Annotated in this window: 21 protein-coding genes; 11 read left to right on the top strand and 10 right to left on the bottom strand. The window is 63.0% G+C overall.

The features are described from left to right. Positions 1-91 precede the first annotated feature (91 nt). The 4 genes from BM413_RS02665 to ugpB form a co-directional block, all read right to left on the bottom strand. Positions 92-1156 carry a sn-glycerol-3-phosphate import ATP-binding protein UgpC gene (locus BM413_RS02665; protein ID WP_091910006.1) on the bottom strand — a complete coding sequence of 355 codons (1065 nt, stop codon included), beginning with the start codon at positions 1154-1156 and terminating at the stop codon, positions 92-94. Beyond that, complete coding sequence (ugpE, locus tag BM413_RS02660; protein WP_091910003.1) at positions 1156-2004, bottom strand: sn-glycerol-3-phosphate ABC transporter permease UgpE; 849 nt, start codon at positions 2002-2004, stop codon at positions 1156-1158. Before ugpE ends, BM413_RS02665 begins: the two co-directional genes overlap by 1 nt. Positions 2005-2232: 228 nt before the next feature. Beyond that, positions 2233-3117, bottom strand: a complete 885-nt coding sequence (gene ugpA / locus BM413_RS02650; RefSeq protein WP_091909997.1) for a sn-glycerol-3-phosphate ABC transporter permease UgpA — start codon at positions 3115-3117, stop codon at positions 2233-2235. Between the two features lie 72 nt (positions 3118-3189). After that, positions 3190-4500 carry a sn-glycerol-3-phosphate ABC transporter substrate-binding protein UgpB gene (gene ugpB / locus BM413_RS02645; RefSeq protein ID WP_091909994.1) on the bottom strand — a complete coding sequence of 437 codons (1311 nt, stop codon included), beginning with the start codon at positions 4498-4500 and terminating at the stop codon, positions 3190-3192. Between the two features lie 320 nt (positions 4501-4820). On the opposite strand from ugpB, the gene BM413_RS02640 reads away from it, so the two are divergent. Beyond that, complete coding sequence (locus BM413_RS02640; RefSeq protein WP_091909991.1) at positions 4821-7262, top strand: sensor domain-containing diguanylate cyclase; 2442 nt, start codon at positions 4821-4823, stop codon at positions 7260-7262. Here the strand turns inward: BM413_RS02640 and BM413_RS02635 are convergent. Further along, positions 7254-7967 (bottom strand): thiol:disulfide interchange protein TlpA, encoded by a 714-nt coding sequence (locus BM413_RS02635; RefSeq protein ID WP_091909988.1) that lies wholly within the window; start codon positions 7965-7967, stop codon positions 7254-7256. The genes BM413_RS02640 and BM413_RS02635 overlap by 9 nt on opposite strands. A 31-nt stretch (positions 7968-7998) precedes the next feature. Between BM413_RS02635 and argH the strand changes: the two genes are divergently transcribed. The 5 genes from argH (at position 7999) to BM413_RS02610 (ending at position 14713) form a co-directional block, all read left to right on the top strand. After that, positions 7999-9399, top strand: coding sequence for an argininosuccinate lyase (gene argH / locus BM413_RS02630; RefSeq protein WP_091909984.1), 1401 nt, complete (start codon positions 7999-8001; stop codon positions 9397-9399). A gap of 137 nt (positions 9400-9536) precedes the next feature. Continuing rightward, on the top strand, positions 9537-10355 hold the full coding sequence (locus BM413_RS02625) for a class I SAM-dependent methyltransferase (protein ID WP_091909981.1): 819 nt from the start codon (positions 9537-9539) through the stop codon (positions 10353-10355). A gap of 111 nt (positions 10356-10466) precedes the next feature. Then, entirely contained in the window at positions 10467-10676 is a 210-nt protein-coding gene (locus tag BM413_RS02620; protein ID WP_091909978.1) for a lipoprotein, read from the top strand. A 13-nt stretch (positions 10677-10689) separates the two neighbouring features. Then, entirely contained in the window at positions 10690-11955 is a 1266-nt protein-coding gene (gene lysA, locus BM413_RS02615; RefSeq protein ID WP_091909975.1) for a diaminopimelate decarboxylase, read from the top strand. A 133-nt stretch (positions 11956-12088) separates the two neighbouring features. Next, positions 12089-14713 carry a TIGR02302 family protein gene (locus BM413_RS02610; RefSeq protein ID WP_091909971.1) on the top strand — a complete coding sequence of 875 codons (2625 nt, stop codon included), beginning with the start codon at positions 12089-12091 and terminating at the stop codon, positions 14711-14713. Positions 14714-14744: 31 nt separating this feature from the next. Here the strand turns inward: BM413_RS02610 and BM413_RS02605 are convergent, their stop codons facing one another. Both BM413_RS02605 and BM413_RS02600 read right to left on the bottom strand, forming a co-directional pair. Continuing rightward, on the bottom strand, positions 14745-15362 hold the full coding sequence (locus tag BM413_RS02605; protein ID WP_091909970.1) for a glutathione S-transferase family protein: 618 nt from the start codon (positions 15360-15362) through the stop codon (positions 14745-14747). An 81-nt stretch (positions 15363-15443) separates the two neighbouring features. Then, positions 15444-16331, bottom strand: coding sequence for a LysR substrate-binding domain-containing protein (locus BM413_RS02600; protein ID WP_091910327.1), 888 nt, complete (start codon positions 16329-16331; stop codon positions 15444-15446). Positions 16332-16563: 232 nt separating this feature from the next. Here BM413_RS02600 and BM413_RS02595 point away from each other — a divergent pair, with 232 nt between their 5' ends. Next, positions 16564-17487: a DMT family transporter gene (locus tag BM413_RS02595; RefSeq protein ID WP_091910326.1), complete on the top strand. Its 924-nt coding sequence runs from the start codon at positions 16564-16566 to the stop codon at positions 17485-17487. 115 nt (positions 17488-17602) lie between these two features. After that, a complete protein-coding gene (locus BM413_RS02590; RefSeq protein ID WP_244537721.1) occupies positions 17603-18499 on the top strand; it encodes a lipid kinase in 897 nt (298 codons plus the stop codon). 3 nt (positions 18500-18502) lie between these two features. Here the strand turns inward: BM413_RS02590 and BM413_RS02585 are convergent, their stop codons facing one another. Genes BM413_RS02585 through BM413_RS02575 form a run of 3 tightly spaced genes read right to left on the bottom strand, consistent with a single transcriptional unit; the run spans position 18503 to position 20347 of the window. Continuing rightward, positions 18503-19147: a glutathione S-transferase family protein gene (locus BM413_RS02585; protein WP_244537720.1), complete on the bottom strand. Its 645-nt coding sequence runs from the start codon at positions 19145-19147 to the stop codon at positions 18503-18505. Between the two features lie 4 nt (positions 19148-19151). Continuing rightward, positions 19152-19694: a hypoxanthine phosphoribosyltransferase gene (gene hpt, locus BM413_RS02580; RefSeq protein WP_091909967.1), complete on the bottom strand. Its 543-nt coding sequence runs from the start codon at positions 19692-19694 to the stop codon at positions 19152-19154. Positions 19695-19696: 2 nt separating this feature from the next. After that, the gene (locus BM413_RS02575; protein WP_091909965.1) at positions 19697-20347 is read right to left on the bottom strand and encodes a hypothetical protein; all 651 of its coding nucleotides are present in this window, start codon (positions 20345-20347) and stop codon (positions 19697-19699) included. Positions 20348-20404: 57 nt separating this feature from the next. On the opposite strand from BM413_RS02575, the gene BM413_RS33990 reads away from it, so the two are divergent. Genes BM413_RS33990 through BM413_RS02565 form a run of 3 tightly spaced genes read left to right on the top strand, consistent with a single transcriptional unit; the run spans position 20405 to position 22177 of the window. Beyond that, positions 20405-20539, top strand: coding sequence for a hypothetical protein (locus BM413_RS33990; protein WP_280141809.1), 135 nt, complete (start codon positions 20405-20407; stop codon positions 20537-20539). Continuing rightward, positions 20536-21195 carry a cell division ATP-binding protein FtsE gene (ftsE, locus tag BM413_RS02570; RefSeq protein ID WP_091909963.1) on the top strand — a complete coding sequence of 220 codons (660 nt, stop codon included), beginning with the start codon at positions 20536-20538 and terminating at the stop codon, positions 21193-21195. The genes BM413_RS33990 and ftsE overlap by 4 nt, the downstream gene beginning before the upstream one ends. Continuing rightward, positions 21188-22177 carry a cell division protein FtsX gene (locus tag BM413_RS02565; protein WP_091909960.1) on the top strand — a complete coding sequence of 330 codons (990 nt, stop codon included), beginning with the start codon at positions 21188-21190 and terminating at the stop codon, positions 22175-22177. Before ftsE ends, BM413_RS02565 begins: the two co-directional genes overlap by 8 nt. Positions 22178-22250: the final 73 nt, after the last annotated feature.

Genomic DNA, 22250 nt, shown 5'->3' with positions numbered 1-22250 from the left:
CCGGCACTTCTCCCGTAAACGGGGAGAAGGACGAAGCTCCAACGCTGACGCCTCCCTCTCCCCGTCCTTCACGCGGAGGGTGAGGGGCGATCTACTCCACCCGCTTGCCCACTCCATCGAACCAGTGCAGCTTTTCGGCCTTGGCGACGACACGCAATTCGTCGCCCGGCTTGGCGGTGGCGCGGCCTGAAACACGCACCACGATCCGCTGACCGCCGGCGGCGCAGTATAGAAAACTTTCCGAACCGACCGGCTCGACGGCTTCGACCTTTGCCGGGAGCACGACCGCACCTTTCGGCACGTCCGGTCCGAAGGCGACGTCGGCATCTTCCGGGCGAACGCCGAGCGTGACGGCACCGGCCGGGCCTGAGATGCCGACAGGCGAACCGTCGCCAAAGGAAAGCCCCTTGCCGCCTGCCTGCACCGCAAGCAGGTTCATCGGCGGCGCGCCGATGAAGCTCGCGACGAAGGTCGAGGCCGGCTTCTCGTAGATGTCGAGCGGATTGCCGGACTGTTCGACCAGACCGCCATTCATGACCACCAGCACGTCCGCCAGCGTCATCGCCTCGAGCTGGTCATGCGTGACATAGACCGAGGTGACACCGAGAGAGCGTTGCAGGTTCTTGATCTCGACCCGCATCTGGCCGCGCAGCTTGGCATCAAGGTTCGACAACGGCTCGTCGAACAGGAACACCTTCGGGCTGCGCACGATGGCGCGGCCCATGGCGACGCGCTGGCGCTGGCCCCCGGAAAGCTCGCGCGGGCGACGGTCGAGCAGGGCGGCGAGTTCGAGCGTCTTGGCCGTCTCGCGCACGCGCCGGTCGATCTCGTCCTTCGGCATGCCGCGGTTGCGCAGGCCGTAGGCCATGTTGTCGTAGACCTTCATATGCGGATAGAGCGCGTAGTTCTGGAACACCATGGCGATGTCGCGCTCGGCGGGGCCGATCGTGTTGACCACCTTGCCGTCTATCGAGACGTCGCCCGACGAGATCGTCTCCAGCCCGGCAATCATGCGCAAAAGCGTGGACTTGCCGCAACCCGACGGGCCGACCAGCACGCACAGCGCCTTGTCGGGAATGGCGATGGAGACGCCCTTCACCGCTTCCACGCCACCGGCATAGACCTTCTTCACATCGTTCAGATCGACGGTTGCCATTATTTCTCCGTATCGACGAGGCCGCGCACGAACCAGCGCTGCATCAGGACGACGACGAGGATCGGCGGGGCGATGGCCAGCATGCAGGTGACCATGACGAGGTGCCATTCCGTGTCGGCGTCGGCAAAGGAAATCATCTTGCGAAGCGCAATGACGATCGTGTTCATATCGTTGCGGTTGGTGACGAGCAGCGGCCACAGATACTGCGTCCAGCCGTAGATGAAGAGGATGACGAACAGCGCCGCGATATTGGTCTTCGACAGCGGCAGCAGGATATCCTTGAAGAAGCGCCACGGTCCCGCACCATCGACGCGCGCGGCCTCGACCAGTTCGCCCGGGATTGTCAGGAAGAACTGGCGGAACAGCAAAGTCGCGGTGGCCGAGGCCATCAGCGGCAGCGTCAGGCCGGTATAGGTGTCGATCAGGCCGAAATCGACCATCACCTTGTAGGTCGGCAGGATGCGCACTTCGACCGGCAGCATCAGCGTGATGAAGATCAGCCAGAAGAAGGTCATGCGGAAGGGAAAGCGGAAGAACACGATCGCATAGGCCGACAGGATCGAGATGACGATCTTGCCGATGGCGATCGCCAGCGCCACCACCGTCGTGTTGAACAGCAGCGTGCCGACCGACACACCGCCGATACGGCCGATGCCGCCGAACAATGCCGTCGAATAATTCTCCCAGAAACGGTCGCCGGGCAGCAGCGGCAGCGGCGGGCGCAGGATCGTCTGCAGCGAATGGGTCGACGCGACGAATGTGTAGTAGATCGGGAATGCGACGATCAGGATGCCGAGGATCAGCACGGCATGGGCGATGAAGGTGCGGATGGGGGATGAGCCGATCATGCGCCCTCCTCCCCCCTTGAGGGGGAGGTGCCGCCGAAGGGGGCGGAGAGGGTCACCACAGAAGGCACCGCCCATACGGTCGAGCAGGCAAAGCGATGGCGCCCTGCCGCAACGACCCCACCCGACCGCTTCGCGGCCACCCTCCCCTCAAGGGGGAGGGAAACGTCGCGCAAACTTCCCTCATCCTGAGGTGCGATCCTGAGCTTGTCGAAGGAGAGCCTCGAAGGATCAACCATAATGCACCTTCTTCTCCACGAAGCGGAACTGGAAGGCGGTGAGCGCGATCACGATGACCATCAGGATCACCGATTGCGCCGCTGAATCGCCGAGGATCAGATTGACGAAGCCGTCATTGTAGACCTTGTAGACCAACGTCTCGGTGGCCTTGCCCGGCCCGCCGCCGGTTACGGCGTGGATGATGCCGAAGGTGTCGAAGAAGGCGTAGACGGTGTTGACGACGAGGAGGAAGAAGGTCGTCGGCGCCAGCAGCGGAAAGACGATCGTCCAGAAGCGTTTCGTCTCGCCGGCGCCGTCGATGGCCGCCGCCTCGATCAGGGTTTTCGGTATGGCCTGAAGACCGGCGACGAAGAACAGGAAATTGTAGCTGATCTGCTTCCACGAAGCGGCCGTCACGACAAGCACCATGGCGTCAGTGCCGTCGAGCAACGGGTTCCAGTCGAAACCCAGCCAGCGCAGTCCGTAGGCAAGCGTGCCGATCGACGGGTTGAACAGGAACAGCCACAGCATGCCGGCAATCGCCGGTGCCACCGCATAGGGCCAGATCATCAGCGTGCGGTAGATGCCGCGCCCGCGGATCACCTTGTCGGCCATCACCGCAAGCAGCAGCGCCACCGCCATGGAAACGAAGGCCGTGGCCAGCGAGAAGACCACCGTGACTTTGAGCGAATTGACGTAGTTGGGATCGGAAAGAACGCGCGCAAAATTGTCGAACCAGACGAATTTCGAATTCAGCCCGAACGGGTCCTCGCGCAGCATCGACTGATAGAGCGCCTGCCCGGCCGGCCAATAGAAGAAGATCGCCGTGATGGCGAGTTGTGGCGCGACCAGGAGATAGGGCAGGAACTTGTTGGGGAAAGTGACGCGTGGGGACAGGGCTTCCTCCGCTTGATAGTCAAGCCATCCGCACGAGATATCGCGCGGATGGCTTTCGTCGAGGTCTTGTCGTTAGTTGCCGATGGCCTGCTGGATCGCGGCGTTGCCGCGTTCGACGGCCTTGTCGAGCGCCTGCTGGGCGGTCTGGTCGCCGGCCAGCATCTTCTCGAACTCCTCGTTCTCGATATCGCGAACCTGCGGAAGGTTGGCCAGGCGCACGCCCTTCGAGTTTTCGGTCGGTGCCTTGCCCATCATCTGCTTGATCGGGATTTCGCGGGCCGGGTTCTTGTCATAGAAACCGTCTGCCTTGGTCTTCTCATAAGCGGCGAGCGTTACCGGCAAATAGCCGGAAACCTGATGCAGGCGGGCCTGGATTTCGGTCGTGGACAGGAAGTTGAAGAAGGCGGCAACGCCCTTGTATTCATCGTCTGACTTGCCGGCGAAGACCCAGAGGCTGGCGCCGCCGGGCGTGGTGTTCTGCGGTGCGCCCTGCGCTTCCGGCTCGTAAGGAAGCTGGCCGGTGCCGTAGTTCATGCCGGATTTGGCGATGTCGCCGAGCCCGCCCGAGGATTCGGTGAAGATGCCGCATTCGCCGGCGAGGAAGATCTGCTTGGCTTCCGATGTGCGGCCGCCATATTTGAACGTGCCGTCCTTGGCGAGATCGGCCAGTTCCTGGAAATGCTTCACGAACAGCGGCGCGTTGATCTTCAGCTGGACGTCCGGACCGGCGATGCCGTTCTCATTGGTGCCGAAGGACAGATTGTTCCAGGCAGCGAAATTCTCGGTGTGAATCCAGGTCAGCCAGGTCGAGGTGTAGCCGCAGGGTGCGGCACCGCTGGTCTTGATCTTCTTGGCCGCATCCCAGACTTCCGGCCAGGTCTTGGGCGGATTATCGACGTCGAGACCGGCCTTCTGGAAGATATCCTTGTTGTAGTAGAGGATCGGCGAGGAAGAGTTGTATGGGAAGGACAGCATGGTGCCGTCGGGCTTCGAATAATAGGCGACGATGCCCGGAAGATACTGGCTCTTGTCGAAAGGCTTGCCGCCCATGGAGAGGATGTCGGCGACCGGCTTGATCGCGCCTTCGGCGGCCATCATCACGCCCGTGCCGGCGTCGAACACCTGCATGATCGCCGGCGGCTGCTTGGCGCGGTAGGCGGCGATGCCGGCGTTCAGCGTCTCCGGATAGGTTCCCTTGAAGACGGGAACAACCTTGTACTCGCTCTGGCTCTCGTTGAATTCCTTGGACAGCGTCTCAACGACCTCATTGTTGGCGCCGGTCATGGCATGCCACCAGGAAATCTCGGTCACGGCGAATGCGGACGATGTCGAAAGCAGGGTGAAAGACGCGGCTATACCGGCCGCAACGCCTTGAAATTTCATGTTTCTCTCCCGTTTTTACTTGGCGAAAGGGTTAGTCTCGCAACGGGGAGTATCGGTCGATTGTGACAGTGCGACAACCGTTTTGTTACACTCCGATGAATTTCGCCTCAGTTTCGTGTGGATTTCGTTTCCCAGCGTTGTTCGCTCCGGACGTTTTCGTAAGCCGGCTTTCGAATTGATCCGCACCTCGCCAGAAAACGCTTGAATTCGGCAAAAGTAACGCCCACAGGTTGAAAGCAAATTTAACCGATCCTTCAATTATATACGGCTAATATTCAACATTAGCTTGTTTATTTCCAATAGATTGGGTGGAATTGGAAATGCTGACCGTCTACAACTGTATCGTGAACGAGCACGATCTGAGACTTGTCGCGCTCGCCGCGCTCATTTGCGCCATATCTTCGTTTTCTGCAGTCAAGTTGCTCCATCACGTAGGTCAGTCCAGAAATGGCAACCGGCTTGCCTGGCTAATGATTTCCGCGACAGCGACCGGCTTCGGCATCTGGGCGACCCATTTCATCGCAATGCTTGCTTTTTCGCCCGGCATCCCGAACGCCTACAATGTCGAGCTTTCCGCCCTTTCGCTTGCCGCCGCCGTATTCCTGACGGCTGCCGGCATGTGGGTGGCCACGCTGCGGGGCGGTATCGATTATTATCTCGTTGGCGGCGCCCTGCTTGGTGCGGGCATCGCGTCGATGCATTTTGTCGGCATGGCCGCGTTCGAGGTGCAGGGGCGGATCGTCTGGGATCAGCTTCTTGTTGCCATTTCATTGCTGGGCGGAATAACGCTGGCAGCGCTGTCGCTCCTTGTCGTGCTCCGTCGGCCGTCCACGCTGGCGACACTCGGCGGCGCCGTGCTTCTGACGCTTGCCATCTGCACCCTGCATTTCGTCGCGATGGCCGCAGTCTCGATCATTCCGGATTCTTCGGTCGAGATTTCCGAATCCACGATCGAGCCCCTGTCCCAGGCATTCGCGGTTGCCGCCGCAAGCCTGGTGATCCTCATTCTCTCCGGCATCGCGCTGTCGATCGACCTGCGCTTTCGCCGCCAGAAAATCGAAGCGGAGCGCATGCACGGGCTGGCCAATGCCGCGGTCGAGGGGTTGATCGTCTGTGACGGCGCGCGCATCGTCAGCGCCAATAACAGCATTGCGACGCTGACCGGTCAGCCGGTCGAAACGCTCAACGCCATGCAGCTCTCCAACCTCTTCGGCGAGCGCACCGCCTCCAACCTGCCGGAATTCGGCGAGCAGGCGCAGGAAGCCGAACTGAAAAGCCGCGACGGCGAAAGCATCCCGGTCGAACTCATCGCCCGGAGCATCGATTATTGCGGCAAGCCACATACCGTGGTCGCCGTCCGCGACATCCGCGAACGCAAGACGGCTGAGCAGGAAATCCTGCGCCTCGCCCATTTCGATCCGCTCACCGGACTTGCCAATCGCCGGAATTTTTCCGGCCGGCTCGATGCCGAGATTGCAGCGATGAAACTGAGCGGGAAAGGCGACTATCTGGCGCTTCTGCTGCTCGATCTCGACCGGTTCAAGGAAGTGAACGACCTGTTCGGGCATGGCGCGGGTGACGCAATGCTGCAGACTGTCGCTCGCTGTGTCTCAGGCGTTCTGCGTAGCGGGCAGATGCTGGCGCGCCTCGGCGGCGACGAGTTCGCCATTATAGCGCCCAACCTCTCGGACCCTCTCGCCGCCGGCCGCATTGCCGACGACGTGCTGGCAGCGATGCGCGAGGAAAACAGGCGCTCCATCGGTGGCGGGCTGGTTTCGACCAGCATCGGCATTGCGCTTTATCCCCGGGATGCCGACGACCAGACCGCCCTTATCAGCCATGCCGACACCGCGCTCTACCGTGCCAAAGCCGAAGGCAAGGATACGTATCGCTATTTCGAGGCGTCGATGGGTGCCGAAGCGCGCGACAAGCGCGTGATGGAACACGAACTGCGCCAGGCAATCGCCCGCGACGAATTCTATCTGGTCTACCAGCCCCAGAAGGAAATCAGCGGCGGCAAGATGCTCGGTTTCGAAGCCCTTATCCGCTGGCAGCACCCGGAACGGGGCGAGGTTTCGCCAGCAATGTTCATCCCCGTTGCGGAAGACAGCGGCGTCATCGTCCAGATCGGCGAATGGGTGCTGGCGACGGCTTGCCAGGAGGCTGCCAGCTGGAAGAACCCGCTTTCGGTTGCGGTCAATGTCTCGGCGGTGCAGCTTCACAATCCGCATTTCAGCCGCAAGGTTCACGAGGTGCTCGTTCACACAGGCCTCGCGCCGGGCAGGCTGGAACTGGAGATCACCGAAACGGCCCTCGTGAAGGACATGCCGCGCGCGCTGGCGACCCTTAGAAAGATCAAGGCGCTGGGCGTGCGGGTGGCCATGGACGATTTCGGAACGGGCTATTCCTCGCTTTCGAACCTGCGCGCCTTCCCCTTCGACAAGATCAAGATCGACGGCTCCTTCATCAAGTCGGTGGACACCAACGGCCAGGTCGCAGCGATCGTGCGCGCCGTTCTCGGCCTTGGGCGAGGCCTCGGCCTGCCGGTGCTGGCTGAAGGCGTCGAAACGCTCGGCGAACTGAAATTCCTGGATGACGAGGACTGCCAGATCGGCCAGGGCTACTATCTCGGCAAGCCGGGGCCGATCGAAATGTTCAGCGAGCTGACCGGCGTATCGGTCACAGCCCCGGGCCAAACCGCCACGGCCAGCCGCAAGGCCCGTGTCCCCGTCCTTCAGCCGATCGTGTTGCGGTCAGTCTGATCCGCTCGCGGCGGCCTCGATCAGCGCTGCCGCATCCGGGCTCGACCATTCGGCCGGGCCGTTCATGTTGGCGAGCAGGCAGCCTTCGCCATCGACCAGCAGCGTCACCGGCAGGCCGAGCGCCAGGCCGCGCTTCTTGAGATCGTTGAACAGGTCGAGCGTGTTGTCGCGGTAGAGCGCGAGCGTATCGACGCCGATCTCGGAGAGGAACTTCTTCGGCTTCTCGTCATCGCCGGTATCGACATTGATGGCGACGACCTCGAACTTCTCGCTGCCTTTTTCCTTTTGCAGCGCATTGAGCGCCGGCATTTCAGCGCGGCAGGGCGCGCACCATGTCGCCCACAGATTGATGAGCAGCGTCTTGCCGGCATGATCGGCCAGCGTCATCGGCTTGCCGTCCGGAGACTTGAAGGCGAGGCCCTTCAGTGATTGCGGCGGATCGGCCGGCAGCATGGCTGCGACCTCGCCTTTCGCTGCCGCACCGACCGCCTTGACCTTGTCAGACTTTGCCGCGCAGACGGCGTTGTCGGCGGTGTTTTCGGGAGCGGCAGGGGTAACGGCCACCTGCTGAGGCGCTGATGCCGGAGCCTTGTTGCCAGACAAGGTAACGCTGGCATATACCACCACCGCGCCGGCAAATGCGCCTGCAATCGCTGCCATGACCAGCAGGCGCGCAGTCGGTATGAGTTTCTTTCCGTCAGCCATTCACTTTTTTCTCCGGAGCCCGGTTATCACGATGAGCGACAAGAAGGCCAGCAACGCGATGTGGGGCGGACGATTTGCCTCGGGGCCCGCGGCGATCATGGAGGCGATCAACGCCTCCATCGGCTTCGACAAAAAGCTCTACGCGCAGGACATCCGCGGCTCGATCGCCCACTCCGAAATGCTCGCGGAAACGGGCATCATTGAGGAGAAAGATCAAGAAAAAATCGCTCACGGCCTGAACACGATTTTGAAAGAAATCGAGAGCGGCAAGTTCGAGTTCTCGACCCGTCTGGAAGACATTCACATGAATGTCGAGGCGCGTCTTTCCGAGCTGATCGGCCCTGCCGCCGGCCGCCTGCATACGGCGCGTTCGCGCAACGATCAGGTGGCGGTGGACTTCCGGCTGTGGGTCAAGGACGAGTTCCATCGTGTAGCCGAAGCGCTGAAGGGGCTGATCGAAGCTTTCCTCAAGCGCGCCGAGGAACATGCAGCCACCGTCATGCCCGGCTTCACCCACCTGCAGACGGCGCAGCCGGTGACCTTCGGCCATCACTGCATGGCCTATGTCGAGATGTTTGCCCGCGATCTGTCGCGCGTTCGCGATGCCATCGAGCGCATGGACGAGAGCCCGCTCGGTGCAGCAGCCCTTGCTGGCACAGGCTTCCCGATCGACCGCTTCCGCACCGCAAAGGCGCTCGGCTTCCGCGAGCCGACACGGAACTCGCTGGATAGCGTTTCCGACCGCGACTACGCGCTGGAGTTTTTGGCCATCGCCGCGATCTCGGCGACCCATCTGTCGCGTCTGGCCGAAGAGATCGTCATCTGGTCGACGCCGCAATTCGGCTTCGTTCGGCTGTCCGACAGCTTTTCGACCGGCTCCTCGATCATGCCGCAGAAGAAGAACCCCGATGCCGCCGAACTGGTGCGGGCCAAGACCGGCCGCGTCAACGGCCACCTGATCGGCCTTCTGACGGTGATGAAGGGCCTGCCGCTGACCTATTCGAAGGACATGCAGGAAGACAAGGAAGCCGTCTTCGACGCCGCCGAAACGCTCGACCTGATGCTGGCTGCGATGACCGGCATGGTCGGCGACATGCAGGTGAACGAGGCCGCGATGAAGAAGGCCGCCGGTTCCGGCTATTCGACCGCGACCGACCTTGCCGACTGGTTGGTGCGCACGCTTAACCTGCCCTTCCGCGAGGCCCATCACGTGACCGGCCGCGCCGTGGCGCTGGCGGAAGGCAAGAAGGTCGGGTTGGAGAAGCTGACGCTGGAAGACCTTCAGTCGATCCACGACGGCATCACCGACGATATCTTCTCGGTGCTTTCGGTGCAGAACTCGGTGAAGAGCCGCACCTCCTTCGGCGGCACCGCGCCCGCCGAGGTGCGCCGCCAGATCCGCTACTGGAAGAAGCGCATCGCCAAGGCGTGAGGACGTAGCGCGTGGTTCGAGGCTCCCGTTTGGGAGCTTCGATCATGCGCCCGGGCGCTATTATCAACCCGCCACGACTGGTATGATGGATTTCAAGCTGGTCTCGCGAGCCATCAAACGGACGGCGGGTGATAGCTATGTTGGAAACCGACAAGGTATTCGCCGGCTCGATTCCGGAAAACTACGACCGCTATATGGTGCCGTTGATTTTCGAGCCGTTCGCCGCAGATCTTGCACGGCGGGCAGCGTCCTTGTCGCCGAGCGCGGTTCTGGAAACCGCTGCGGGCACCGGGGTCGTCACCCGCGCATTGGCGCCAAAACTGTCGCCCGGGGCAAGCTATGTCGTTACCGACCTCAATCAGCCGATGCTCGACCACGCCGCTTCGCGACAAGGCCCCGACAGCCGCATCGAATGGCGCCAGGCGGATGCCTTGGCGCTGCCGTTTGAAAATGCGGCCTTCGATCTCGTTTGTTGCCAGTTCGGCGCGATGTTCTTTCCCGACCGCGCATCTGCCTACCGCGAAGCCAGGCGCGTCCTAAAGCCCGGCGGACATTTCCTGTTCAACGTATGGGATCGCATCGAGGAGAATGTATTTGCCGATGAGGTGACCAATGCTCTGGCAGAGATTTTTCCGAACGATCCGCCGCGCTTTCTGGCACGCACGCCGCATGGCTACCACGATACGGCACTCATCCGCAGCGAACTGGAGGACGCAGGTTTCTCCAACGTGGTGATCGAGACGAGAGCCGAACTAAGCCGTGCATCCTCACCACGCATTCCGGCCGTTGCCTATTGCCAGGGAACTGTCCTTCGCAGCGAAATCGAGGCCAGGGACGCGGGAAAACTGGAAGCTGCAACCGACTACGCCGCATCCGCGATTGCCGACAGGCATGGCAGCGGCGCGGTTGCCGCCAAAATTCAGGCTCACGTAATCGTGGCTGTGGCCCAGGTCTAGAATATCCTGTTTCAGCCCTGGTGAACTTTTAGCCGCTTGATTTGCCGGGGTGCAAAGCCCAAAGAATTTCGCTAGAAGCAGGCAACGTATTTCTCACGGACGGATGACAGGATGACCGGCAGCAGACTTCTCACCACGCTCGTGCTTCTGGCCGCGATCGGCGCAGTTTCGGCCTGCGGGCGCAAGTCGGGGCTCGACACGCCTTATGAAGCTGCCGTGCAGGCCCGCAAGGACGCGCAGAAGGCCAATGAGCAGCCGCTGCCGCCGGAGCCGCAGAAACCGGTGGCGGACAAGCCCTTCCTCCTCGACAAGCTGCTCTGACCGGACCAAACCAGTGAACCATTTCGACTATCGCGACGGCGTGCTCCATGCCGAGGACGTGTCCCTGCCTGCTATCGCCGCTGCCGTTGGTACGCCGTTCTATTGCTATTCCACCGCGACGCTGACCCGTCACTACCGCGTGTTCAGCGAGGCCTTTGCCAGCCTCGACAGCCTCGTCTGCTACGCGCTGAAGGCCAATTCCAACCAGGCCGTACTGACGACGCTGGCGAAGCTTGGCGCAGGAGCCGACGTGGTTTCGGAAGGCGAGTTGCGCCGCGCCTTGGCTGCGGGCATTCCCGGCAGGAAGATCCTGTTCTCCGGCGTCGGCAAGACGGCGCGGGAAATGGATTTCGCGCTGGCAGCCGACATCCTCTGCTTCAACGTCGAGTCCGAGCCGGAACTGGAGCTGCTTTCGGCGCGCGCCGTCGCTGCCGGCAAGGTCGCGCCGATCTCGCTGCGCATCAACCCGGACGTCGATGCCAAGACCCACAAGAAGATCTCGACCGGCCTGGCCGAAAACAAGTTCGGCATACCGCGCCAGCGGGCGCGCGAGGTCTATGCCCGCGCCGCCCAACTGCCCGGCTTGAAGGTCGTCGGCATCGATATGCATATCGGCAGCCAGATCACCGAGCTGCAGCCTTTCGACGATGCCTTCGCGCTGCTGGTCGAGCTGGTCGGCATGCTGAAGGCCGACGGCCACGCCATCGAGCATGTCGATCTCGGCGGCGGCCTCGGCATTCCCTACAAGACCGACAACTCACCGCCGCCGCTTCCGGACGCCTATGCGGCGATCGTCAAGAAGCACGTCACCAAGCTCGGGCTGAAGGTGATGTTCGAGCCGGGACGGCTGATCGTCGGCAATGCCGGCATCCTCGTCTCCGAAGTGATCTACGTGAAGGAAGGCGACGCCAAGAACTTCCTGATCGTCGATGCGGCGATGAACGACCTGATTCGCCCCACACTCTACGATGCCTTCCACGACATCCGCCCGGTGGTGCAGCCACCCGCAGACACGCCGCGCATGAACGTCGATATCGTCGGCCCGGTCTGCGAAACCGGCGATTTTCTCGGCCTCGACCGCGATCTGCCGCGCATGAAGGCCGGCGACCTGATCGCCGTCGGCACGGCCGGCGCCTATGGCGCGGTGCAGGCAGGCACCTACAACACCAGGCTTCTGGTGCCGGAAGTGCTGGTCAATGGCGATGCTTTCCATGTCATCCGCCCGCGCCAGAGCTATGACGAGCTGATCGGCCTCGATTCGGTGCCGGACTGGCTCTGACGCGATCGCGCTGTGATCGGCGCGGAAAAGCCCGCCGATCACGATTTCGTACCATGCCTCGTCTTTGCCGTGTTTGCTGCTATTCTTTTCATGGAGATCGCGCATGCGGCGCGAGTCTCGTTTGGAAAGGTTGATGGCGGAAACACCGGCAACGAACAGCGCACAGAGTTTCGCCCGGCGCCTTGGCCGCGCCCGGTTCACCACGCTGGCCGCGATGATGGTGGAACGCGGCTGGCCCCTGGCATTGCCGCTGCTTGTCGTCGTCAGCCTGTTCCTCAGCCTTTCCTGGTTCGGCGTCTTCCGTCTCCTGCCTGATGTGCCGCGCTTCGGCCTGCTGGCTTTGTTCGCCATTGCAGGCGTGGCAGCGCTCTATCCGCTGCGCTTCTTCCGCCGTCCTTCCGCCGCCGAGATCGACCGTCGCATCGAAGCGGCGAATGAGCTGCCGCATACGCCGGTGCTGGTGCAGACCGACCGGCCGAGCGGCAAGGTCAGCGAGTTTTCGCAGGCGCTGTGGCGCGAGCACCAGAAGCGCATGGCCGAAAGCCTTGGCGATGTTGGCAGCGACCTGCCGCGCACCCGCGTGCCGGAGCGCGACCCGTGGGGCCTGCGCGCGGCAGCCGCGCTGCTGTTCGTCACCGCCTTCGCCTTCTCCTATGGCCCGCTCGGCGGACACCTGGGCGATGCCTTTCAAGCCGGCGCGATAGCCGAGACCATCCCGCCACGCGTCGATGCCTGGGTGACGCCGCCTGCCTACACCGGCAAGGCGCCGGTGTTCCTGACCGCCGACGCAAACCGGCAGAACCCCACCTTCACCGTGCCGCAGGGCAGTGAAGTTTCGCTGCGCGTGACCGGCGGTGCCGGCGACGAGGCGCTTTCCTACGCCGATTCCGGCGGTACCACCCGCGACATCGAGCCGAAGGCCGGTGCAGCACCCGCGCCGGCCAAGCCGATTGCCGCCGGCGCGCCGGCAGTGGCACGCCAATTTGCCGGCAAGCTCGACCAGGACGGCGTGCTCAGCCTGAAATCGGGCGAGAAGGAGCTGCAAAGCTGGACCTTCGCCGTCATCCCCGACAAGCCGCCGGTGATCCGTTTCGTCGGCGAGCCCAAGCGCGCGGTCAATGGCGCGCTGGAACTCAATTACGAGATCGTCGACGACTATGGCGCGGCCTCCGCCAAGGCCGAATTCGCGCTGGCCGACGAGCAGGCCAAGGATGCGCATCCGCTCTACAAGGCCCCCGAAATGCCGCTGACGGTGCCTCGCCGCGGCAGCGGCACGGCTGCCGCCAAGGTATCGCGCGACCTGACCGACCATGTCTGGGCCGGCAGCACGGTCAAGCTGACGCTGAAGGCGACGGACGACGCCGGGCAGGAAGCCGTCAGCGAAACCAAGACGCTGGTGCTGCCGGAGCGGCCCTTCTCCAACCCGCTCGCCAAGGCCGTTGTCGAACAGCGGCGCATCTTCTCGCTCGACACGAACAAGAAGCCCTATGTGCTGGAGCTGATCGACGCCATTACGCTGCGGCCCGAAGACACGATCCGGAACATGGCCAACTTCCTCGGCCTGATGGTCGGCAGCACGCAGTTGAAGCTGGCAGAGAACGACGACCAGCTGCGCGCAGCCGCCGACTATTTCTGGGAGATGGCGCTGGCGATCGAGGACGGCGCGCTTTCGTCGGCTGAAAAACGCCTGCGCCAGGCGCAGGAGGCCTTGAAGCAGGCGCTTCAGAACGGCGCCAGCGACGAAGAGATCGACAAGCTCATGAAAGAGCTGCGCCAGGCGATGAACGACTTCCTGCGCGAATTCGCTGAGCGGGCCAAGCGCGATCCGAACATGGCCCAGCAGCAGATGCCGCAGAACGGGCAGGAACTGCGCCAGAGCGACCTGGAGCGCATGATGGACCAGATCGAGAATCTGGCCAAATCAGGCAACCGCGATCAGGCGCAGGAGCTTCTGTCCCAGCTTGAGAACATGATGAACAACCTGCAGGCGGGCCGCCAGCAGCAGCCCGGCCAGCAAGGCGACCAGAGCGAGATGCGCCAGCAGATGGACAAGCTGGGCGAGATCATGCGGCGCCAGCAAGAGATGATGAACGAGACCTTCCGCATGGACCAGATGCAGCGCGGAGAGCAATCCGGCGAGCAGCAGGGCCAGCAAGGTCAACAGGGACAGGGTCAGCAAGGCCAGCAGGGCGAACCGGGCCAGCAAGGTCAGGGCCAGCAGGGGCAGGGTCAAGGCAATCAGGGCCGTCCGATGACGCCGGAAGAATTTGCCGATGCGCTGAAGCAGTTGCAGGAAGGCCAAGGCCAGTTGCAGAAGGACCTTCAGGGTCTGACCAAGGGGCTCGAAGGCCTCGGTATCCAGCCGGGCGAAGGTTTTGGCGAGGCCGGCGATGCTATGGGCGAGGCCGAAGGCGCGCTTGGCAAGGGCGAAGGCGAACGCGCCGTCGGCGAACAGGGCCGTGCGCTCGAAGCGCTGCGCAAGGGCGCGCAGGACATGATGCAGCAGATGCAGCAGGCCATGCAGGGCGACGAAGGCGGCAGCGAGGAAGGCGGGCGCCAGCAGAATGCCGACCGCGACCCGCTCGGCCGGCCGCGCGCCACCACCGGCCCGGATTTCGGCAATTCGGTCAAGGTGCCGGACGAGATCGACGTGCAGCGCGCGCGCCAGATTCTCGATGCCATCCGCAAGCGGCTCGGCAACGCGCTCAGCCCCGAGCTGGAACGGAACTATCTCGAGCGCCTGCTCGAAATGCGCTGAGACGCGGTCCGCATCCCTTAAACCGAGCGCTTCAAGATGCGCCGCGTGGCGTAGCCGCAGCATCCTTCGCGAGGTAGCGCTGATAGGCCGGCCTTTCCTGCAGCCTCGCCAGATAGTCGCGGAAAACCGGCTTGTCGGGAAAAGCCTTGAGAATGTTCGTGACGAAATAGATTCCGCTGCCGATCTGGGTGTCGGCAGCCGTGAACCTGTCTCCGGCAATGTAAGGCCGCGACGACAGCGTCTTTTCCAGATGCCGGACCATGTCGTCATAGGCCCCGAAGGAGAAGCTGTTGCTGTTATATGTCCATCCTTGTGCCTTCGCGGCGATTGCCGGGTCGAAAACCGAATCGGAATAGACAAGCCAGGTCAGCCACGTCGCCCGCGCCTTGTCACCAATCGCGGGCGCGAGCCCGGCCTGCGGAAAGGTATCGCTGAGATAGATGCAGATGGCAGCACGCTCGGTGACGATCGTGCCGTCATGATCGATCGCCGGCACCTTCTTGTTGGGCTGTATGGCGCGGTAACTTTCGGGCACGCCGCCGGGAGCGCGGATATCGATGATCTCCGTCTCGTAGGGCACGCCGAGTTCCTCTAGAAGCCAATGAACGCCCGAGGAGCGCGACCAGGGCGCGTGGTAGAATTTCAGCATCGTTTCCTCCTCATCTCGTTGAATGAGGGGTTTCTAGCATCCCTCTCCTGACAGCTTCTTGTCAGGAGCCATGTCAGCATATCACGCGCCGGGCGGCGGCACGGTGATCGTCAGTTGCGAGAAGAACGCCTCGCGAATGGCGTCGGCCATGCCGTTTATCGCCTCGCTGGTTGCTCCCGGTGCGCGGTGGAGCACCACGTTCGAGGCATCGATATCGCCGAAACCGTCGGCAGCCGTCAGTTCGCGGCAATCAGGCGGAATGTTGGAACGCGACACCGGTGCAATCGCCAGCCCGGACGCCACGGCGAGCTTCAACCCGCTTGTCGTGTCGCTGGTATAGGCGACGCGGTAGGGCAGCCCGCGATCCTCCAGCGACCTGAGCGCGAAATCCTTGCACCACCCGGCGCGGCTGTAGAGTGCTACCGGCAGCGGCGTTTCCTCGTGCAGCAGATGCAGGTTCGACGTCACCCACACCGTCGGGTCGCGCATCAGCACCTCGCCGTCGGAAAAATCCTGCCATTCGAACACGACGGCAAGGTCGAGTTCGCCCGCTTCGAGCGCCACCATCTGCGAGGCGGAATGCGCATATTTGACCGTAATCTCGACCTTGGGATGCATCTTGGCAAACGCGCTCAGCGCCCGCGACAGGATCGAATAGCTGTATTCCTCGGGGATGCCGATGCGGACCGGACCGTCGAGCGCTTCCGACCGCATCGACGCTGCCGTCTCATCGAGCAGCGAGACGATGCGGCGGGCGTTGACGATCAGGTCCTGGCCCTTGCGCGTCAGCGCCACGCCACGCGAGCCGCGCTCGAACAGCACCTCGCCGATCATCGCTTCAAGCTTCTTGATCTGCATCGACACGGCCGACTGCGTGCGGCTGACGGTGTCGGCGGCCTTGGTGAAATTGCCGGTTTCGGCCACCGCGACGAAGGTGCGCAGAAGGTCACTGTCAAGATGGATCGTCATGACTGCCAGCCATAAGCATTTCTCATGGCTGGCATCATTCCAATTCGTTTGAAACATGTCAATCGGACGGCGATAATCACAGACGAAACCGAAATGCATGAGCCGAGTCGGCAACAATCGACCCGGCCGGGCAAAAAGTCCTCACTCACCCGTAGTCCCAAAACAGGGGCCGCGGGTTCTTTTTGTCCGGATGCCGAACGGTTTTAACGTCGCATCGAAAGCCGTGAACGCCATGCAGAACCGTATCCTACTCGGCATCATCTCACTCTGCCTCGGCGTAATGGTGTTTTCGCTGCAGGACCCGGTCATCAAGGCCGTTTCCGGCCGCTATCCGCTGATGGAAGTGATGGCGATCCGGTCCATCGTCTCGCTGCCGATCCTGCTCATCATCGTCCACAAGGATGTCGGGCTGAGGGCGCTGATCTCGCCGAACTATCGTCTGCTCGGCCTGCGCGCGGCGATCCTGTTCACCTCCTACACCGCCTATTATCTGGCACTGGCGGCGCTGCCGCTGGCCGACGCGGTCGCGCTCTATTTCATGGCACCGCTGTTCATCATCATGCTGGCCCGCCCCTATCTCGGCGAGCACATTTCGTGGCCGAGCGCGGTTACTGCCGTCGTCGGACTGATCGGCGTGCTGGTAATGGTCCGCCCCGGACAGGGCGTGTTCGAATGGGCGGCGATGCTTTCGCTGCTTTCGGCCGGGCTCTACGGTTTTTCGCAGCTGATGGCGCGAAAGCTCGGCTCGGCGGAATCCTCGACCGTCATGAGCTTTTACCAGAATGGCGCCTACCTCATCGGCGCCGCCGTCCTCGGTTTCCTGTTCCAGACCATCGGCGTGGAAAACGTCACCCATCCGAGCCTCAAGTTTCTCGTGCGCCCTTGGATATGGCCGACGCTCAGTGATTTCCTGCTGATGGCATCCTGCGGCTTCATTGCTTCGGCTGGCATGATCCTGCTGTCGCAGGCCTACAGGCTGGCGCCGGCCAACATCGTCGCGACCTTCGAATATACCGGCATCCTCTGGGCGCCCTTGTGGGGTTTTGTCTTCTTCGCCGAGGTGCCGCAGGCTGCGACCATAATGGGCGCGGCATTGATCATCGGCGCCGGTCTTTTCGCGCTCAATGCACGACTGGGAGCGCGGGCACCCGCCTGATCGCCGGATGGCTCGGCACAGGAAAAGCGGCCATCGCGCGGGGTCGAGACTTTAATTAGCCTTGTCGCCGCCCTATCTGGCGTGAACCGCACTCGACCAGATGAGGCCGAACCCCTTGCCGAAAAAAACCAAAGCGACGAAGCGCGCCCTGCTTGTCGTCAATCCCAAGGCCAGGCGCGGCGGGGAAACCATCGCGCCCGCGCTCGACGTGTTCAAGGCGTCCGGCATCGAGGTCGTCGACATGACCGCCGGCAAGGGCCAGCCGATAGACGAACTCATCCGCAAGCAGGCACCGGGATGCGACCTGGTCATCGTCGGTGGCGGCGACGGCACGCTGAACGCCGCAGCCCCCGCCCTGGTCGACCTCAAGCTGCCGCTTGGCGTGCTGCCGCTCGGCACCGCGAACGATTTTGCGCGCACCGTCGGCATTCCGCCCGATCCGGTCAAGGCGGCCGAAGTGATCGCGCAGGGCCTGCTCGCGCCGATCGATCTCGGCGAGGTCAATGGCCACCTGTTCTTCAATGTCGCCAGCATCGGCTTCAGCGCCGAGCTTGCGGCCGATCTAAGCGAAGAGGCCAAGAAGCGCTGGGGCAAGCTCGGCTACGGCATCGTGGCGGCGCGGCTGCTCGCCCGGTCGAGACTGTTCAGCGCCCATCTCGACCATGACGGCACGACCGAGAAGATCAGGACCTTGCAGATTTCCGTCGGCAACGGAAAGCACTATGGCGGCGGCATGACGGTGGAGGAAACCGCGACCGCCGACGACGGCAAGCTCGATTTCTACAGCCTCGAAGTCGACCATTGGTGGCGGCTGCTGAGGCTGCTGCCGAGCCTGAGGCGCGGCACGCAAGGGCGCTGGGACGATGTGCGCGCCTTCCAGACGACGGAAGTGACGATCCTCACCAGCAGCCCGCGCCCGGTCAACACCGACGGCGAATTGTGCACGACCACGCCGGCACATTTCCGCATCAGGCCGAAGGCGCTCTCGGTGTTTGTGCCGAAGCGGAAATAAGCGTCAGGCTCGGGGAAGGCCGGGATCCGTCTCGGCCATCGAACGCCGGTCCTTCATGACGGCCCACCACGCGCTGAACCGCGGGAAATCCGCCAAGGCGGCATCGCCTTCCGGCGCAGCGGCAAAATAGGCGACCATCGCACCAAGATGCAGGTCGGCAAGGCTCAAGGCGCTACCGACCAGAAAACGCTCGCACTCGGCCAGCGGTTCAAGCGCGGCCAGCACCTTGCGCGAAGCGGCGAGCCCATCGGCAATCGCCGTCTCGTCCGGCGTTCGGCCAAGCGCTGCGTTGAAGACCCGCTGCGAAAACACCTGCCGAACCATCGGCCAGTAGCCATAGGAATCGGCGATGGCGATGATCTGGTTCATCCTCGCCCGGGCTCTGACGTCGGAAGGCTGAAGCGGCTTCCCGGCAAAGACCTCGTCGACGTAACGGGTAATCGCGGTGGTCTCGTAGAGCACGAAATCGCCATGCTTCAGCGTTGGCACACGGCCGAAGGGATGCAGCGCGAGATAGTCCGGCGCGATCGTTTCGGCGAAGGGGTCGATCTCGACATGCGTCCAGGAAACGCCCTTCTCCAGGAGCGCCATGCGCACGATGCGCAGGTAGACGCTGTACTGGTAGCCGTAGAGCGTGACGGAGGCCACGGCCTCAGGCGTCGCCCTTGACGACGCCGACGAAGGGCAGTTCGCGGAAGGCGTGGGCGACGTCCATGCCATAGCCGACGACGAAGTAATCGGGGCAGTCGAAGCCGACATAATCCGCATCGAGCGCAGTCTTGCGGCGCATGCGCTTGTCCAGCAGCACGGCGATGGAGCAGCTTTTCGCGCCGCGCGACAGCATCAGCTCGCGGGTGAAGGACAGCGTCTTGCCCGATTCCAGAATATCGTCGATGAGGAGAACGTCGCGGCCCTTCACCTCATTGTCGATGTCGCGCAGCACCCGCACCTCGCCGCTGGTCGTGCCCGCGCCATAGCTGGAAATGAAAATGAACTCGACTTCCGGCGACAGGCCGACATCGTGCATGGCGCGGATCAGGTCCGCCGCGAAAATGAACGAGCCCTTCAGCACCGAAATGACGAGCAGATCGGTGTAGTCGTGCGCGGCAATCTCCTTGGCAAGTTCGAGATTGCGTCGGGCGATGGTCGAGGCGCTGAACAGCACTTCGATTTCCTTGTCGCGGACAACCGGCATGTTTAATCTCCGAAGGCGACCGAAACGGTCCTTACCCCGTTCTTAGGCACCTCGAGCCGGCTCGAAAAGGTAAATCTGCCACCGGGAGCCAACGGCTTGTCCGCTGTCCCCAGCTTGTAACGCGCGATTTGGCCGTCGGTGCCGGTGACGTGGATCTCCAGCGGCGGCAAGGGCGCTGCCATATTGCCGCTGTTCGAGGCCTGGCCATCGACGAACAGAACAGGCCGCGCGCCGATCGTGTCGATCCGCGAGGTGACGCCGGAAATGGTGAAGCCGGGGGCAGCCTGCGCAGTGCTGAGGAACGATGCCTGCCGCACCAGCTCATGCCCGCCGGAAACCCAGAAGGCTCCAGCCGCGAGACCGAGGCCAAAAACCCAGAAGATCGGTCCGCCGCGCGATGCCAGCCGGCCGGCTGTCGGCTGCGCCGGATCGCGCAGCAGCATTCCCATGCCATCGACCGGCGCAGATGCGGGCGCGAAGACTGCAGGCTCGGCTTCAGGCGCAACGGGTGCGTGGCGTGGTGGTGAAACAAGCTCGTAGTCGGCATCGACCACGTCGGCAGCGTCCTGCACAGGCCATGCAATGGCTGCCTCGACTGAGGCGCCCGTCATGATTTCGCCGGAAACCGGGCGTGCGGTGCGACCCTCTGCCATAGCGGATGGGCTATCCTTTCGAACTTCCCCGATTCCGGAGGTAAACGGAATTGGTTAATGCTTCGCAACCGTGGGCGAATCAGGGCCGGATTTGACGTGAAAATTAACCAAGGGTTAACCATACAAGCCGATGGTCTTTTTGATGAACTGGCCGCGATGACGGCCCGCAACACCCAAGGTTTTTACACTTGATCCGCTTCGAGAATGTCGGCCTGCGATACGGGATGGGTCCGGAGATTCTCCGCGACATCACCTTCCAGCTCCCGGAGCGCTCGTTCCAGTTCCTGAGCGGGCCTTCGGGTGCCGGCAAGACGACGCTGCTTCGCCTGCTGTTCCTGTCGCTGAAGCCGACGCGCGGGCTGATCTCGGTCTTCGGCAAGGATCGTTCGCGCATCTCGCGCCAGGAACTGCCGCTGCTGCGCCGGCGCATCGGCGTGGTGTTCCAGGATTTCCGCCTGCTCGACCACATGACGACCTATGAGAATGTCGCCCTGCCCCTGCGCGTGCGCGGCCGCGAGGAGGCAAGCTACCGCAACGACGTGACCGAGCTGTTGAAATGGGTCGGGCTCGGCGAGCGCATGCATGTGCTGCCGCCGGTCCTGTCGGGCGGCGAGAAACAGCGCGCCGCGATTGCCCGCGCGCTGATCGAGCAGCCGGAAATCCTGCTGGCCGACGAGCCGACCGGCAATGTCGACCCGCCGCTGGCGCGGCGGCTGCTTCGGCTTTTCATCGAATTGAACCGGCTGGGAACGGCCGTGGTCATCGCAACCCATGATCTCGGCCTGATGGAGCAGGTCGACGCGCGGCGCATGATTCTGGCCAATGGAAGGCTCGATATCTATGACTGAGCTGCATCAGGCCACCGACGGCAACTACGAAGAGGAGACGATCGCCCGCCCGGTCCGCGCCCAGCGCAAGACAGCGCCGATCGTGCCGCCGCAGAACATCGCCGGGCGTGCGCTTGTCTTCGTCATCGCCATCATGACCTTCCTGTCCTGCCTGACGCTCGGTGCGGTCACGCTGGTTCGCGACACGGCGTCGATCTGGGAAAACCAGATCGCGCGCGAAGCGACGATCCAGATCAAGCCGGTCGATGGGCTGGACATGGACGCCGCCCTTGCCAACGCCGCCCGCATCGCCAGCGGCTTTGCCGGCGTGCGCAGCACCAAGATCGTCGACCGCGAGGCAACCGCGCGGCTTCTCGAGCCGTGGCTCGGCTCCGGCTTGAACATCGACGAACTGCCGGTCCCGCGGCTGGTGATCGTCACCATCGACGAGAACAATCCGCCCGATTTCGCCGCCATGCGCCAGATGCTGCAGCCGGACGTGCCGAGCGCGACGCTGGACGATCACCGCACCTGGGTCGACCGGCTGGTCGCCATGGCCCGCACCACGGTGACGCTCGGCATGGCCGTGCTGGTGCTGATGCTGTCGGCGACGGTGCTGACGGTGGTCTTCGCCACGCGCGGCGCCATGGCCGGCAACGGACACATCATCGAGGTCCTTCATTTCGTCGGCGCGGAGGCCGGCTTCATCGCCAGCCAGTTCCGCACGCACTTCCTGCTGACCGGCATGAAGGGGGCGGCTGCCGGAGGAATAGCGGCAATGATCGTCTTCATCTTTTTCTGGTTCTGGTCGTCGCGCAATCTGGCCACCCCCCAGGCCGACCAGGCGACCGCCCTGTTCGGCAATTTTTCCATAGGGGCCGCCGGTTATGGCGGCGTGGCGCTGGTCGTCCTCATCATCGGGGCGCTCACCGCCGCCACTTCACATGTGACGGTCGTGGCCTATCTCAATGACATCGACGTCAGCCATCCGGATGGAGGCTAGAATGCGCAGAAACGTAGCGATTGCGACCTCCGGATCTGGCAATCACGATTGGCAACGCGATGTAACGCAATGT

Origin of the sequence: Mesorhizobium sp. YR577 (assembly GCF_900116595.1) — a bacterium.
Classification (GTDB): Bacteria; Pseudomonadota; Alphaproteobacteria; order Rhizobiales; family Rhizobiaceae; genus Mesorhizobium_M.
The sequence above is the reverse complement of the archived record's forward strand: the minus strand, read 5'-3'. Positions and strand labels throughout refer to the sequence as shown.